The following is a 14,584-nucleotide window of genomic DNA, read 5'->3' as shown; positions in this document are numbered from 1 at the left end:
GCCGGAAAAGTGAGCAGTGCGCGTCAGATTAGGCACGAAAAAGTAAAAGATCAAGTGATCTTTAGCCTATTTTTTAGCACCTAAGGTCAGCAATACAATCGATTCCGACCTCTGACAGGAGCGCATGGCAATGTCGGCCACAACGACACCTTCCCCGCGAGCAGTGATTTTCGACGCCTACGGCACGTTGTTTGACGTGCATTCGGTGATCGCCGCCGCGGAGCAACTGTTCCCCAGCCACGGCGACGCGCTGTCGCAGCTGTGGCGCCAGAAGCAGATCGAATACACGCAATTGCGCACGCTCGCCGCGCGCAGCGACGCCCCCGGCGAACACTACCGCCCGTTCTGGGACATCACGCTCGACGCGCTGCGCTTCGCCGCGAAAAGACTGCAGCTCACGCTGGGCCGCGCGGCCGAAAAGCGGCTAATGGACGAATACGCGTGCCTGTCCGCGTTTCCCGACGCGGTGCCCGTGCTGCGCGCGTTGCGCGAGGCCGCCGCCGGGCCACGCGTGGGGCTCGCGATTCTGTCAAACGGCAATCCGCAAATGCTCGACATCGCGGTCAAGAGCGCCGGCATGAACGCCCTCTTCGATCACGTGCTGTCGGTCGACGCCGTGCGCGCGTACAAACCCTCGCCGGCCGCGTATGCGCTCGGCCCCGACGCGTTCGGCGTGGCCGCGCGCGAGATCGTGTTCGTGTCGTCGAACGGCTGGGACGTCGCGGGCGCGACATGGTTCGGCTTCACGACATTCTGGCTGAACCGGCAGAACCTGCCCGTCGAAGAACTCGGCGTGACGCCGCATGGCACCGGCGGCGGCATGAACGATCTGCTGGACTTTCTGCACACACTCGCGACGTCGTCACGCTCGAGCGGCGGCCGTCAAACGAAAGTTCCTGAAAGTGGCAGTCGCAAGCGCGCCGGCCCGCGCGTATGACGGCGCCCCTCGCATTCGGCAATCCACTTCCCCCTTCTCAACCTTCGCATTTTTGCAATCTGACCGACCAAGGAGAAAACATGGCTAATCCGCTGTCGTTGCCGCAAGGCATGGAAATCACCGGCGACATCAAGCCCGGCTTTGAAGCGATCCTCACCCGCGAAGCGCTGGAACTCGTCGCGGCCTTGCACCGTACGTTCGAGCCGCGCCGTCAGCAGTTGCTGCAGGCGCGCGTCGAGCGCGCGAACCGGCTCGACGCAGGCGAGCGGCCTGACTTCCTCGCCGCCACGAAGAGCGTGCGCGAAGGCGACTGGAAGATCGCGCCGCTGCCGCAGGATCTGCAGTGCCGGCGCGTCGAGATCACCGGCCCCGTCGAGCGCAAGATGATCATCAACGCGCTCAATTCGGGCGCCGACTCCTACATGACCGACTTCGAGGATTCGAATGCGCCGAGCTGGGACAATCAGATCACCGGTCATATCAATCTGAAGGACGCGGTGCGCCGCACGATCTCGCTCGAACAAAACGGCAAGTCGTACCGGCTCAACGACAGGACCGCGACGCTGATCGTACGTCCGCGCGGCTGGCATCTCGACGAGAAGCACGTGAAGGTCGACGGCCAGCGCGTGTCGGGTGGCATCTTCGATTTCGCGCTGTACATGGTGCACAACGCGAAGGAGTTGATCGCGCGCGGCTCGGGCCCGTACTTCTATCTGCCGAAGATGGAGAGCCATCTCGAAGCGCGGCTGTGGAACGACATCTTCGTCGCCGCGCAGGAAGCGGTCGGCGTGCCGCGCGGCACGATTCGCGCGACGGTGCTGATCGAGACGATCGTCGCCGCGTTCGAAATGGACGAGATCCTGTACGAACTGCGCGAACATAGCTCGGGCCTGAACGCGGGCCGCTGGGACTACATCTTCTCGGCGATCAAGAAGTTCAAGAGCGACCGCGACTTCTGCCTTGCCGATCGCTCGCAGATCACGATGACTTCGCCGTTCATGCGCGCGTACGCGTTGCTGCTGCTGAAGACCTGCCATCGCCGCAATGCGCCGGCGATCGGCGGCATGAGCGCGCTGATTCCGATCAAGAACGATGCGGCCGCTAACGACAAGGCAATGGCCGGCGTGCGTTCAGACAAGGCGCGCGACGCGGGCGACGGCTACGACGGCGGCTGGGTCGCGCACCCCGGCCTCGTGCCGGTCGCGATGGAAGAGTTCGTCAAGGTGCTCGGCGACCAGCCGAACCAGATCGGCAAGCAGCGCGTCGACGTGCTCGTGACCGCGACCGACTTGCTCGACTTCCGCCCGGAAACGCCGATCACCGAAGCGGGCTTGCGCAACAACATCAACGTCGGCATTCACTACCTCGGTTCGTGGCTCGCGGGCAATGGCTGTGTGCCGATTCACAACCTGATGGAAGATGCGGCCACCGCCGAGATTTCGCGCTCGCAGGTCTGGCAGTGGATCCGCTCGCCGAAGGGCAAACTCGACGACGGTCGCAAGGTGACGGTCGAACTGGTGCGCGAGCTCGCGGCGCAAGAGCTCGACAAGGTCAAACAGACGGTGGGCGGAGATACGAAGCCGTATGAGCGTGCCGCGCAGATCTTCGAGCAGATGTCGACCGCGGAGCAGTTCACCGATTTTCTGACGCTGCCGCTTTACGAAGAGATTTGATGGTGTTGACGATGCGGGCTCGAGCGCCTTGGGCCTGCTCGAGCCAGGTGATCGCATCCGCTTGAACGACGGCACGCCGCGGACATACGTGGCGCGCCGTTTTTTTGCTCGCCTTCGTGGACCAGCTCAGCGCGTGCGCCGATGTTCGACCCAATCTCCTGAACGGATCTCGGGCAGCCCTCTTACCGCGCTCGGCGCGACCGGATAGAAGCGGCAATTCACGACGTTGCCGTCCACTTTGACCATCACCTCACGTGCCAGAAAACGATTCTCGACGCCCGGATACACGGCTTCGATTTCGTCGAGCACCGCGACGAGCGCATCGTCGATTTCATAGACGTCGCCGCGCACTTCGATGCCCGTTTCGTCGACGACGAGACCCGGATAGTCGCCAAAATCGAACAGATGGCCGCGCACGGTGGTACTGCCGAGCAGGCTCGGTGCGGGGATCTCGTTGCGGGCGGCGGCTTCGCTGATGTCGTTGGTTTCACCGGCACGCAGCGTGCCGTAGACAAAGACGGTCTGCATCGTCGTTGAGTCTCCATGGTCAGAGGTGATGTCGGTGGCTCGGGGGGCCATCGGGACATTATGCAACGGCGGCCCGTCGGCAACAGAAAACTGGGCACGCCCTACAATGCTTGATGCCCGCGGCGGAGAATGGCCTCGAGCGCGCTTCGCCTTTGCTGCTCCGTGATCCCAACCGACCTTGCCATGACTTCGCCCACCGACTCCGACCTGTCGAGCCGCGTGCGTTTCGCCGACATACCGCCCGAGTTCGCGCCGAACGACATGCATCCGATCCGCGTGCGCTCGCGGCCCATGCCGGCGGGCTGGCATATCGCGCGTCATACGCATGCCTGGGCGCAGGTCGCGTATGCGTCGCGCGGCGTGCTGCGGGTCGCAACGACGGGCACGACATGGATGGTGCCGCCATCGCGCGCAATCTGGTTGCCGCCGCATGTGACGCACGAAGTGGTCGCCGTCGAGGATGCGTTCCTGCGCACGCTGTACATCACCGAGAGTACGGTGCCGGCCGGGCTCGATACGCCGCGCGTCGTCGAAGTATCGAACCTGTTGCGCGAGGTGATTGCCGCGCTCGATACGCCTGGCCTGTCCGCCGCGCGCGAGCAGCTGCTCGGCGCGCTCGCGCTCGATGAACTGACGCGCTCGGAGCCGTTGCCGCTGTCCGTGCCGATGCCCAGCGAAAAGCGCCTGCGCGCGCTGTGCGAGGCCGTGATCGCCGACCCGATGCATGGCGAGTCGCTCGAGCAGTGGGCATCGACGGTGGGCGCGAGCACGCGCACGATCGCGCGGCTGTTTCGCCAGGAGCTGGGTGTGAGTTTTTCGCAGTGGCGTCAGCAGGCGATTCTCGCGCGCGCCATTCCATTGTTGAGCCAGGGACGGCCGCTGTCGCACGTCGCGCAGGAACTGGGCTATCAGAGCCAGAGCGCCTTCTCCGCGATGTTCCGGCGTGCGTTCGGCGCGAGTCCGCGCGCGTTTATCGAGCGAGGCGCCGAGCATCGCGCGAGCAACGGCGAGCATGATGACGCCCAAGCGGATGATGAAACGGCACAGGATCAAGCCGGTTCGACGGACGTCGCCGAGCGGTGAATGGCGACAACTAGCGGTGCGCGTCGGCCATCAACGCGGAGCCCCGCCTCAAACCCGCCGCGCCAGATGACGGATTGCGCCTAGCTGCGCGAGCCGCGGCCCGGCGAGCTTATAGCCCTTGCGCTGATAGAGCCGCGCCGCCGGATTGTCGACGAACACGCGCAACTGCAACTCGCGCAGCCCGCGCTCGCGCGCCCATTGATGCGAGATGTCGAGCAGAAACGTACCGGCGCCAAGCCGACGATATCCTTCGGCGATCTGCACGTCGCGGATATGCAGCGAATCACCCTCCTCGGTGATACGCAGCACGCCCATCGGCACGCCATCCACTTCGAGAATGAAATTCTCCGATTCACGCCAACTGCCGAGAAACAGATCGCTGCGCCACACCAGATGATGCCGGCGATAGTAACCGCCCATGTTATTGCGGGTCAGCGCCTCGGCAAACTCGAAATCGTCCATGCTGGCCGTGCGCAGGTGAAACGGTGACGGAGCTTCGGTGGGATCGAACATGGCAGGACCGCGAGGATAAGTCGGATAAACGGTAAAACAGGCCGCGCGCGCTGGCAATGGCTGTTTGTCCCGAGCCTTCCGGGAGGCGGCCGGCAACGGCAGTAGAAACGGAGCGGTTGCGGTCCTATGTGCAGGCGCCATCATCCGCTCACCAGCACGACGACGGCTGCGGACATACACGTTCGCATCGTCGGCACAGCGCACGAAGCAGTGGCCGCGCCGTTCCAGTTCCTTGTCCACCTCGTCGAGCAACACGTTAGCCAGCAACGGCGGATCAGCCGGATCGCGCTGGCCTCCCCAATTCGTTTCTGTAGACGGTCAATCAGGATGTCGTGGTTGACCCGGTCGAAGAACTTCTCCAGATCAACGTCCACCACGATTCACCGGCCCGACTACACGTACGACTGCGCGGCAAGCACCGCATCGTGCGCACGCCGTCCGGGCCGGAAGCCGCAGCTGTGCTCGTTGAAGGAAGGGTCCCAGAACCGGCTGCAGCACCTGCTGCAGCGCCTGCTGCATCAGCCGGTCCGTTACCGTCGGGATGCCAGGCTCGCGCTCACCTCCGTCCGGTTTCGGCATCATCAGCCGCCCTACCGGACTGGGCCGGTACGTCCCCTTCAGCAAAACTGTTCACGGATCGCGGGCCACGCTGTCACCAGATCGCGCGACGTCTGGTCAATGTCCAGACGGTCCACGCCCAGCGGTTCCCTTGTTGGCCCGTACCCGTTTAAACGCGTGCTTCAGGTTCTCTTTCGTCAACGCCGCTACCAGCAGCGATGACAGCGGTGACCCTGTGTGCCCGGATTCATGGCGCGGGCAACAGGCTTCGTCGCTCACGGAAATAGGCGCAGCTTCACCGTGCGTGCCTCCGATCGCCCGGCTTGCGCGGGCATCTGACGCAATTCCTGTCGCATCGACATGGCGCTGGACACTCCCTCCCGTTCGGCCCTTCATCACCAGCTTCAGTCTCACCGATCTGTCCTGCGACTACTACGGCCTCTGCTGACTTCTAGCTCCGGCTCGACGCCGTCGCCCTTTCAGGCATGAGGCGAAATCTCCCAAGGTACGAGCGCACTCCTTCATCGCACAGCCGCCGCATTTACGCCGCTTCGCCTTGGTCACGAGAGCTTCGCGATCTATTGCTCGCCCGCCGTGCTTGACAACGCCTTCTATGCAGTTCATGTTCATCGGCTCGCTATTTTCGCTCCACGCTTCCTTCCCACATTCGGCCGCCCTCATACAGTTGAGCTTCACTTCATTCGCTGTGACCAGCTTATGGCGGAACTTGCACCCGCAGGAGTGCGCCCATGCTGGGCGCACAATAAAAAAAAGCCCGCTTCTTGCGAAGTGGGCTTTCTCAATTCTGGCGGAGCGGACGGGGCTCGAACCCGCGACCCCCGGCGTGACAGGCCGGTATTCTAACCAACTGAACTACCGCTCCAGATTTTGCACCGCAGCCTGCGATGCCATACTCTCAGCTTGCTGCACCGTTCAAACTTCCAACCGAACGATGCCGATGTTCTGGCGTCCCCTAGGGGATTCGAACCCCTGTACTCACCGTGAAAGGGTGATGTCCTAGGCCTCTAGACGAAGGGGACAACGTACTGCTTACACCTTTAATGAAAAAGCCCGTTCAAGTATGTGTGAACGGGCTTTGTCTGGCGGAGTGGACGGGACTCGAACCCGCGACCCCCGGCGTGACAGGCCGGTATTCTAACCGACTGAACTACCACTCCAGTCTTTACACCCTGCTTGCGAGCGTCGGTTAATTCTCTGCAAGCTGCGCTGCTTTACTACTACTTGAATACCAAAGCGACGCTGATGTTTGGCGTCCCCTAGGGGATTCGAACCCCTGTACTCACCGTGAAAGGGTGATGTCCTAGGCCTCTAGACGAAGGGGACAAAATCTTTTCAGATCCGTCTCAATTCGCTTTTGACTTGATCAACTCGCGCTAACTTTTCAGTTAATTCGCCAAGCTATCTTCTGGTCAAAAGCGAAGACCGCTACTTTAACTACATTTCAGCGGTTTGTGAAGTCTTTTTTCTACAACCATCAGACTTCTTAACCACTTTAATCTCTCTGCTCTGTTGGTGGAGGTAAGCGGGATCGAACCGCTGACCTCTTGCATGCCATGCAAGCGCTCTCCCAGCTGAGCTATACCCCCGCGCACATCAGAGAAACGAGATTCTAGAGGGCGATCTGCGCTTTGTAAATACCCTTTGAGCAATTACATGCGGATTTTTCCGGCGGCATGCGAAACCTCTGACGCACGCCGCCAACGGATTAGCCAAGCGCTTTTTCGATGCGGCTAACGACGACGTCGCGACCGAACAGCATCAGCACGCTATCGATCGACGGTGTATGCGTCGCACCCGCCACCAGCAGACGCACCGGCATCGCGAGCTGCGGCATCTTCAGCTTGTGCGTGCCGAGCGTCGCTTTCAGCGCGGCAGCGATCGTCTCCTTGGTCCATTCGACCGTCTTCAATGCAGCGGCCAGATCAGCGAGCGCCGGACGAACCGCATCGGTTACGTGCTGTGCAAGCAACTCAGCGTCGGGTGCCGGGGTGCGATAGAACATCGCGGCGTTCTGCGCGATCTCCTTCACGGTCGACGCCCGATCCTTCATCAGTCCCACCACGCCCGTCAGGTCCGGACCTTGGGCGAGTGTGGCTTCCTCGATGCCGAGCTCCGCGAAGAACGGTTTCGCCAGTTCGGCGAGGCGTGCGTTGTCGGCTTCCTTGATGTAGTGCGCGTTGAGCCAGTTCAGCTTGTCATGGTCGTACTGCGCCGGCGACTTGCCGAGGTGCTCGAGATCGAACCACTCGACGAACTGCTCGCGCGTGAAAATCTCCGCGTCACCATGCGACCAGCCGAGGCGCGCCAGATAGTTGACTACCGCTTCCGGCAGATACCCCGCATCGCGATAACCCATCACGCTCATCGCGCCGTGGCGCTTGCTCATCTTCTCGCCCTGCTCGTTCAGCACGGTCGGCAGGTGTGCATACACCGGCGGCTCGCCACCGAGCGCGCGCAGTATGTTGATCTGGCGCGGCGTGTTGTTGACGTGGTCGTCGCCACGAATCACGTGAGTGATGCGCATGTCGAGATCGTCGACGACGACGCAGAAGTTATACGTCGGCGTGCCGTCTGGACGCGCGATCACGAGGTCGTCGAGTTCTTCGTTCGAGATTTCGATGCGGCCTTTCACCGCGTCGTCCCACGCGACCACGCCGGTCAGCGGATTGCGAAACCTTAGCACCGGCTTCACGCCCACGGGCGGCTCCGGCAGCACCTTGCCCGGCTCCGGGCGCCACGTGCCGTCGTAGCGCGGCTTTTCGCCTGCTTCGCGCTGGCGCTCGCGCAGCGCGTCGAGCTCTTCGGTCGACATGTAGCACGGATAGACAAGCCCCGCCTCCCGCATTTGCTTCAGCACTTCGCGGTACCGGTCCATGCGCTGCATCTGGTAGAACGGGCCTTCGTCGAAATCGAGGCCGAGCCACGCCATGCCTTCGAGAATCGCGTCGACGGATTCGGTCGTGGAGCGCTCGAGGTCGGTGTCCTCGACCCGCAGCACGAAGGTCCCTTTCATCTTGCGCGCGAACGCCCACGGATACAGCGCGGAGCGGATGTTGCCCAGGTGGATGAAGCCGGTGGGACTCGGTGCGAAACGGGTACGAACGGAGGTGGTCATTAGCGGTTACTCGGAAAACAGGCGCCGGCGCTCAGGCGAACATGACTGCGAAGCGTGCCCATGCTGCGCGCGACGTCGCGCACGGCCACGAGGGAATAAGTGCAAGAGCCGAATTATACCTTCCGCACGCGGGTTGCCGCCCTCGTCCGAACGGCCTATGGCGCATGGGCGAACGGCGTCCGGACATCTGCGTACGCACCTTCCCAACGCTCGCCCAACTCATCTTGAAAAAGCGCCGCGTCAGTTCCGAATACTTCCTCTGCAACGTTTCATTACAGCGGACCGCGCGAGCCGATCGTTTGCATTAAGATGTGCGCGCGCTGCGATGCGGGCTTACCGCACATCGATCCGATCCGGAGCGAACACCGCTGCAGCGCGCGCAATCGCCGTCGGCGATCCGCCCGGTCTGACCTCAGCCTGATCGCGGTACGCGCGACGCCGCTCGCGTCGCCCGCGCCGTTGCTGGAGAACTCGTTGAAACCCTCATCCCCGAACTTGAGCCGCCGCAGCTTTTCGCTGGCGGCTGCATCCGCGGTGCTTGCTGCCTGCACCACGACCGCCGGCAAACTCGATGGTACGCCGATCACCGCGACGCCCGCCGTTCCCCCGCCGCCTGAAAAAGCGCAACAGAAGCCGGTTCGCGTCGCGCTCGCTCTCGGCGGCGGCGCCGCGCGCGGCTTTGCGCACATCGGCGTCATCAAGGCTCTCGAGGCGCGCAATATCCAGATCGACCTGATCGCCGGCACGAGCGCCGGCTCCGTCGTCGGCGCGCTGTACGCGTCGGGCATGAACGGCTTCGCGCTGAACAAGCTCGCGCTGTCGATGGACGAAGCGTCGATCAGCGACTGGGCGATGCCGTTTCGTACGCGCGGCTTCCTGCAGGGCGTCGCGCTGCAGAACTACCTGAACACGACGCTGAACAACCGCCCGATCGAGAAGATGGCGAGGCCGCTCGGCGTGGTCGCGACAGATCTGCAAACCGGCCAGCCGATCCTGTTCCAGCGCGGCAACACCGGCATCGCGGTGCGCGCGTCGTGTAGCGTGCCGTCGATTTTCGAGCCGGTGAAGATCGGCGGTCACGAGTACGTGGATGGGGGTCTCGTGAGTCCGGTACCGGCGTCGTTCGCGCGCAAGATGGGCGCGGATTTCGTGATCGCCGTCGATATTTCCCAGCGACCGGAAACCGGCGTCACGGCAAGCTCGTTCGACGTGTTGATGCAAACCTTCACGATCATGGGCCAGACGATCAAGGTCTACGAACTCGACAAGTACGCCGACGTGGTGATCCGGCCGAATCTCGCGGCAATGAGCGGCAGCGATTTCTCACAGCGCAACGCCGCGATTCTCGCCGGCGAGGAAGCGGTCGCGAAGATGATGCCGGAGTTGCAGCGCAAGCTAGCCGCGCGGCAGATGGGAGCCTGAAAGCCCGTTGGCGCACAGTCGCTGTGCGTCGCCATGGCAAAAATGCGCGCATCAAACGCAAAAAGCCTGCTTCGAACGAAGCAGGCTTTTTTATCGCCCCGGCGCAACGCGGAATCAGTTATTCCCGCCGATCGTCGCGGTCACGCGCTTGCGCAGATCGTCGGCCTGATACGAGGTCTCGATCCGACGCGCACCCGTAAAGCGTTTTTCCCAGTAGCCGTCATCCATGTCGTCGACGCGGATCGTGCTGCCGGTGGACGGCGAGTGCACGAACTTATTGTCGCCGATATAGATGCCGACGTGCGAGAACGTGCGGCGCATCGTATTGAAGAACACCAGATCGCCCGGCTTCAGGTCGCTTACCCGCACCTTCTCGCCCAAGCGGCTCATTTCCTCGGCACGGCGCGGCAGCGCGAGACCGAGCGTGTCCTGAAACACGTAGCGCACGAAACCGCTGCAATCGAGCCCCGAATCAGGCGTATTGCCGCCCCAACGGTAGCGAACGCCGATCATGTTCAACGCGCCGACCACCACGTCGCCCGCTTTGCCGGCCATGCCCGAAAGGAACGATTTGGCGCTGCCGCTTTCGCTGCCGGCGGCCTTGGTTTGCGGAGTGAGAAGAAAAAGAGGATCCGAGCCGTTGGTGGCCGGATATGGGGCATTCTGATTAAAACCGCTGACTTCGTCGGCGAATGCGCCGGGAGCTGCTGCCATCAAGACGCCAATGAACATCCCGGCGACGACGCGCGTGCAAGCCTGGGTGAAGTTTCTGTGCTGCATTGGTCGGTAGTTTTTGCCAAAAAATCAGGGGTCTAGAAAAAAAGTTTGCTCGATACTAGCCAGTAAGTATTTGCGTGTCAAAAGGAATAGGAAAAATCAATCGACGGGCGCACTCAATTGGGGAAAGGGTGAAAAATCAACGATCCAGCGCCGCTTTCAGTAGCTTTCGCGTGTAAGGATGCGCGGGGGCAGCAAAAATTTTCTCGACTTCGCCGGTTTCGACGATCGATCCGTTCTGCATCACCAAGACTCGGTGCGCCATCGCCCCGATCACTTCCAGGTCGTGACTGATGAACACGAAGCCGAGGTTGTATTTGTGCTGCAAACCGGTGAGCAGCTTGAGCACCTGCTGCTGGATCGAGACGTCGAGCGCGCTGGTCGGTTCGTCGAGGATCAGCACGCGCGGCTCGAGTACCAGCGCGCGCGCGATCGCGATGCGCTGCCGCTGCCCGCCCGAAAATTCATGCGGATAGCGATACAGCGCGGTCCGGTCGATGCCGACTTCGCGCAGCACCGCAACGACCTTGTCGCGCCGCGCCTGCGGAGTCATCTGCGGACGATGCAGCGCGAGCCCCTCGCCGACGATCCGCTCGATCGTCTGCCGCGGCGAAAGCGAACTAAAAGGGTCTTGAAAGACGACCTGCATATTCGAGCGCAGTGCGGTCTTTTCGGCGCCGCGATAGCTCGCGAGCGCCCTGCCCTGAAACTGGATCTCGCCACGCGCGGTGCGCTGCAGACCGAGCAGTGCCATCGCGAGCGTCGACTTGCCCGATCCCGATTCACCGACGATCCCGAGCGTCTCGCCCTGGCGCACCGACACGTTCGCCGCGTCGACCGCGCGAAACCGCCCCGCGCCGAACCAGCCACGCAGGCCGGGCAGTTTCGTTCTGAAGTCGACCACCACGTCGCGCGCTTCGAGCAGCACCGGCGAGATCGGCAGCACCGGCACGACCTCGCGCTGCGGCCGGCTCGCGAGCAGTCGCTGGGTATACGGATGGCGCGGCGCCTCGAACACCTGCTCGACCGTGCCGGTTTCGACCAGCACGCCTCGCTCCATCACCGCGACGCGCTGCGCGAAGTGACGCACGAGGTTCAGGTCGTGCGTGATCAGCAGCACGGCCGTGCCGCGCTTTTGTGCTTCGTCGCGCTGCAGTTCCAGCAGAAGCTCGACGATTTGCGCGCGAATCGTCACGTCGAGCGCGGTGGTCGGCTCATCGGCGAGCAACAGGCGCGGCCGGCAGGCGAGTGCCATCGCGATCATCGCGCGCTGCCGCTGCCCGCCCGACAGCTGATGCGGGTAGCTGTTGATGCGCTTCTCCGGCTCGGTGATGCCGGTGCGCGCGAGCAGCGCGACCGCCCGCCTGCACGCTTCGGTCGCGCTGACGCCGTCATGCACGACGATCGTTTCCGCAATCTGGTCGCCGATCGTATACAGCGGATTGAGCGCGGTCATCGGTTCCTGGAAGATCATCGCGATGTCCGAGCCGCGCAGGCCACGCATCGCACGCTCGCTCTTCGCGAGCAGATCTTCGCCATCGAAGCGGATCGCCCCGCTCACCTGCGCGTCGTTCAGCAGGCGCAGCACCGACAGCGCGGTCACGCTCTTGCCCGAGCCCGACTCGCCGACGAGCGCGACGCGTTCACCGCGCGCGATCGCGAGCGTGACGTCGTCGACGGCCACCGTGTCGCCGAACGCGACGCGCAGATGGTCGAGTTCGAGCAGCGGCGCGTCCGTCGACTGCGGATCGATTTGCGGCAGCGCGCTCATTGACCACCTCCGGCGTGTATCGCATCGGAGATACGCGTGTCGAGCGCGTTGCGCAGCGCGTCGCCCATGAAGGTCAATAGCAGCAGCATCGCCACCAGCACGCCGAAGGTCGACACCGAGATCCACCACGCGTCGAGATTCGCCTTGCCCTGAGCGAGCAGTTCGCCCAGGCTCGGCGTCGGCGGCGGCACGCCGAGGCCGAGGAAGTCGAGACTCGTCAGCGCGAGAATCGCGCTGCTCATGCTGAACGGCAGGAACGTAATGACCGGCGTCAGACTGTTCGGCAACACGTGACGCCACATGATCTGCCAATGGGACAAGCCCATCGCGCGCGCGGCGCGCACATAGTCCTGCTGGCGATTGCGCAGGAACTCGGCGCGCACGTAGTCGGACAGGCCGATCCAGTTGAACAGCGACAGCAGCACGATCAAAAGAGCGAAGCTGCGCTCGAAGATCGATGAAAAGATGATCAGCAGATAGAGCTGCGGCATCGCGTTCCAGATCTCGATCAGACGCTGCCCGACGATATCCGTTCGCCCTCCGAAGTAACCTTGCACTGCCCCCGCGACGATGCCGACGATCGTGCTGATCACGGTCAGCACGAGGCCGAACACGACGGACACGCCGAAGCCGTACAGCAGACGCGCGAACAGATCGCGGCCACGGTCGTCGGTGCCGAGCCAGTTCTCGCGCGACGGTGGCGCCGGGTTGGGCGCCTTCGAAAAGTAATTGAGCGTGTCGTAGTAGTAATGATTCGGCGGATACAGCGCGAAGTTGCCCGGCGCATCGAAGCGGTGACGGATGTACGGATCGAGATAATCGGTCGGCGTGGGGAAGTCGCCACCGAAGGTGGTCTCGGCGTAGGTCTTGACGAGCGGGAAATACAGATGGCCGTCGTAGCGCACGACGACCGGCTTGTCGTTCGACCACAGCGGCCCCACGAGGCTCGCCGCGAACGCGACGACGAAGATGATCAGGCTCCAGTAGCCGAGACGCTGCTGGCGAAAACGCTGCCACACGCGACGCGCCGGCGACGGCGACATCAGTGCGCGCGCGGGTTCGGTACGCGCCGCCGCGTCGGCGGAAAGGCGGGCTCGATTCATCAGCGCTCCAGTTGTTCGAATTGGATGCGGGGATCGACCCACACATAGCAAAGGTCGGAGATCAGCCGCGTGACGAGGCCGATCAGCGTGAACAGATACAACGTGCCGAGCACGACCGGATAGTCCCGCCGCATCACCGATTCATACGACAGCAACCCGAGCCCGTCGAGCGAGAACAGCGTTTCGATCAGCAGGCTGCCGGTGAAGAACGCGCCGATGAACGCGCCCGGAAAATTGACGATCAGCGGCAGCAGCGCATTGCGAAACACGTGCTTCCACAACACTCGCCGCTCGGACAAACCTTTGGCACGCGCGGTCAGCACGTACTGCTTGCGGATTTCGTCGAGGAACGCGTTTTTTGTCAGCATCGTGACGACCGCGAAGCTGCCCACCACCGACGCCGTGATCGGCAGCGTGATATGCCATAGATAGTCGAGGATCTTGCCGACGAGGCTCAACTGGTCCCAGTTGTCGGAAGTGAGGTTGCGCAGCGGAAACAGCTGCAGGAACGTGCCGCCGCCGAACAGCACGAGCAGCAGCACGCCAAGCACGAAGCCCGGAATCGCGTAGCCGACCAGCACGACGAGGCTCGTCGCGATATCGAAGTGCGAGCCGTTGCGCACCGCCTTCGCGATGCCGAGCGGCACCGATATCAGATAGGTGAGAAAGAACGTCCACAGGCCGATGCTGATCGACACCGGCAGCTTCGACACGATCAGCGACCACACGCTTTGATGACGGAAATAGCTCTGGCCGAGATCGAAGGTCGCGAAGCGCTTGAGCATCAGCACATAGCGTTCGAGTGGCGGTTTGTCGAAGCCGTACAGCTGCTTCAGTTGCGCGATCTGTTGCGCATCGACGCCGCTATGCGAGCGCAGCCCGAACGGCGAGGCGCCCTCCGCGCCCTTGCGCAGTTCGTGCTGCATCTGCTCGACGGGGCCGCCCGGCACAAACTGGATCACGACGAAGGTCAGCGTCAGCACGCCGAGCAGCGTCGGGATCATCAGCAGCAGGCGTTTGAGGATGTAGCTCCACATAGGCGGTGTTCCAGTGCGAACGCGTTGGTGGGGGCGATGGATCGGC

General features: G+C 62.9%; 11 protein-coding genes, 5 tRNA genes and 1 pseudogene. 4 read left to right on the top strand and 13 right to left on the bottom strand.

Going from position 1 to position 14,584, the window contains the following annotated elements; translation table 11 throughout:
- Positions 1-130: 130 nt before the first annotated feature.
- Both OKW45_RS20105 and aceB read left to right on the top strand, forming a co-directional pair.
- Positions 131-937, top strand: a complete 807-nt coding sequence (locus tag OKW45_RS20105) for a haloacid dehalogenase type II (RefSeq protein WP_429470657.1) — start codon at positions 131-133, stop codon at positions 935-937.
- Between the two features lie 80 nt (positions 938-1,017).
- Complete coding sequence (aceB, locus tag OKW45_RS20100; RefSeq protein ID WP_429470655.1) at positions 1,018-2,610, top strand: malate synthase A; 1,593 nt, start codon at positions 1,018-1,020, stop codon at positions 2,608-2,610.
- A gap of 126 nt (positions 2,611-2,736) precedes the next feature.
- On the opposite strand, the gene OKW45_RS20095 is transcribed toward aceB, so the two are convergent.
- On the bottom strand, positions 2,737-3,138 hold the full coding sequence (locus tag OKW45_RS20095; RefSeq protein WP_429470653.1) for a gamma-glutamylcyclotransferase family protein: 402 nt from the start codon (positions 3,136-3,138) through the stop codon (positions 2,737-2,739).
- 183 nt (positions 3,139-3,321) lie between these two features.
- On the opposite strand from OKW45_RS20095, the gene OKW45_RS20090 reads away from it, so the two are divergent.
- A complete protein-coding gene (locus tag OKW45_RS20090) occupies positions 3,322-4,221 on the top strand; it encodes an AraC family transcriptional regulator (protein WP_184004041.1) in 900 nt (299 codons plus the stop codon).
- A gap of 48 nt (positions 4,222-4,269) precedes the next feature.
- On the opposite strand, the gene OKW45_RS20085 is transcribed toward OKW45_RS20090, so the two are convergent.
- From OKW45_RS20085 to gltX, 8 genes and pseudogenes are all read right to left on the bottom strand, one after another.
- Entirely contained in the window at positions 4,270-4,734 is a 465-nt protein-coding gene (locus tag OKW45_RS20085; RefSeq protein WP_018417609.1) for a GNAT family N-acetyltransferase, read from the bottom strand.
- 123 nt (positions 4,735-4,857) lie between these two features.
- Positions 4,858-5,654 (bottom strand): annotated as a pseudogene (locus OKW45_RS20080) (reverse transcriptase domain-containing protein); the annotation flags it as partial.
- A gap of 444 nt (positions 5,655-6,098) precedes the next feature.
- Positions 6,099-6,175: transfer RNA gene (locus OKW45_RS20075), tRNA-Asp, on the bottom strand.
- Positions 6,176-6,256: 81 nt separating this feature from the next.
- A tRNA-Glu gene (locus OKW45_RS20070) sits at positions 6,257-6,332 on the bottom strand.
- A gap of 61 nt (positions 6,333-6,393) precedes the next feature.
- Positions 6,394-6,470, bottom strand: a tRNA-Asp gene (locus OKW45_RS20065).
- Between the two features lie 90 nt (positions 6,471-6,560).
- A tRNA-Glu gene (locus OKW45_RS20060) sits at positions 6,561-6,636 on the bottom strand.
- Between the two features lie 187 nt (positions 6,637-6,823).
- Positions 6,824-6,899: transfer RNA gene (locus OKW45_RS20055), tRNA-Ala, on the bottom strand.
- Positions 6,900-7,018: 119 nt separating this feature from the next.
- Complete coding sequence (gene gltX, locus OKW45_RS20050; RefSeq protein WP_018417608.1) at positions 7,019-8,428, bottom strand: glutamate--tRNA ligase; 1,410 nt, start codon at positions 8,426-8,428, stop codon at positions 7,019-7,021.
- 474 nt (positions 8,429-8,902) lie between these two features.
- Here gltX and OKW45_RS20045 point away from each other — a divergent pair, with 474 nt between their 5' ends.
- The gene (locus OKW45_RS20045) at positions 8,903-9,850 is read left to right on the top strand and encodes a patatin-like phospholipase family protein (protein ID WP_429470651.1); all 948 of its coding nucleotides are present in this window, start codon (positions 8,903-8,905) and stop codon (positions 9,848-9,850) included.
- Positions 9,851-9,964: 114 nt separating this feature from the next.
- On the opposite strand, the gene OKW45_RS20040 is transcribed toward OKW45_RS20045, so the two are convergent.
- From OKW45_RS20040 to OKW45_RS20025, 4 genes are all read right to left on the bottom strand, one after another.
- On the bottom strand, positions 9,965-10,630 hold the full coding sequence (locus tag OKW45_RS20040; RefSeq protein WP_429470649.1) for a C40 family peptidase: 666 nt from the start codon (positions 10,628-10,630) through the stop codon (positions 9,965-9,967).
- Between the two features lie 136 nt (positions 10,631-10,766).
- Positions 10,767-12,398, bottom strand: a complete 1,632-nt coding sequence (locus tag OKW45_RS20035) for an ABC transporter ATP-binding protein (RefSeq protein ID WP_429470648.1) — start codon at positions 12,396-12,398, stop codon at positions 10,767-10,769.
- A complete protein-coding gene (locus OKW45_RS20030; RefSeq protein WP_429470646.1) occupies positions 12,395-13,501 on the bottom strand; it encodes an ABC transporter permease in 1,107 nt (368 codons plus the stop codon). Before OKW45_RS20030 ends, OKW45_RS20035 begins: the two co-directional genes overlap by 4 nt.
- On the bottom strand, positions 13,501-14,538 hold the full coding sequence (locus OKW45_RS20025; RefSeq protein ID WP_013089745.1) for a microcin C ABC transporter permease YejB: 1,038 nt from the start codon (positions 14,536-14,538) through the stop codon (positions 13,501-13,503). The genes OKW45_RS20030 and OKW45_RS20025 overlap by 1 nt, the downstream gene beginning before the upstream one ends.
- Between the last annotated feature and the right edge of the window lie 46 nt (positions 14,539-14,584).

Source organism: Paraburkholderia lebeckiae, assembly GCF_050436225.1.
GTDB classification, from domain to species: domain Bacteria; phylum Pseudomonadota; class Gammaproteobacteria; order Burkholderiales; family Burkholderiaceae; genus Paraburkholderia; species Paraburkholderia tuberum.
This window is presented reverse-complemented; position numbering and strand designations above follow the sequence as displayed.

Excerpts from the sequence above, each read along its gene's own strand:
- OKW45_RS20040 (WP_429470649.1), bottom strand. The coding sequence starts at position 10,630 with ATGCAGCACAGAAACTTCACCCAGGCTTGCACGCGCGTCGTCGCCGGG.
- OKW45_RS20035 (WP_429470648.1), bottom strand. The coding sequence starts at position 12,398 with ATGAGCGCGCTGCCGCAAATCGATCCGCAGTCGACGGACGCGCCGCTG.
- OKW45_RS20025 (WP_013089745.1), bottom strand. The coding sequence starts at position 14,538 with ATGTGGAGCTACATCCTCAAACGCCTGCTGCTGATGATCCCGACGCTG.
- OKW45_RS20095 (WP_429470653.1), bottom strand. The coding sequence starts at position 3,138 with ATGCAGACCGTCTTTGTCTACGGCACGCTGCGTGCCGGTGAAACCAAC.
- OKW45_RS20090 (WP_184004041.1), top strand. The coding sequence starts at position 3,322 with ATGACTTCGCCCACCGACTCCGACCTGTCGAGCCGCGTGCGTTTCGCC.
- OKW45_RS20105 (WP_429470657.1), top strand. The coding sequence starts at position 131 with ATGTCGGCCACAACGACACCTTCCCCGCGAGCAGTGATTTTCGACGCC.
- OKW45_RS20030 (WP_429470646.1), bottom strand. The coding sequence starts at position 13,501 with ATGAATCGAGCCCGCCTTTCCGCCGACGCGGCGGCGCGTACCGAACCC.
- aceB (WP_429470655.1), top strand. The coding sequence starts at position 1,018 with ATGGCTAATCCGCTGTCGTTGCCGCAAGGCATGGAAATCACCGGCGAC.
- OKW45_RS20085 (WP_018417609.1), bottom strand. The coding sequence starts at position 4,734 with ATGTTCGATCCCACCGAAGCTCCGTCACCGTTTCACCTGCGCACGGCC.
- gltX (WP_018417608.1), bottom strand. The coding sequence starts at position 8,428 with ATGACCACCTCCGTTCGTACCCGTTTCGCACCGAGTCCCACCGGCTTC.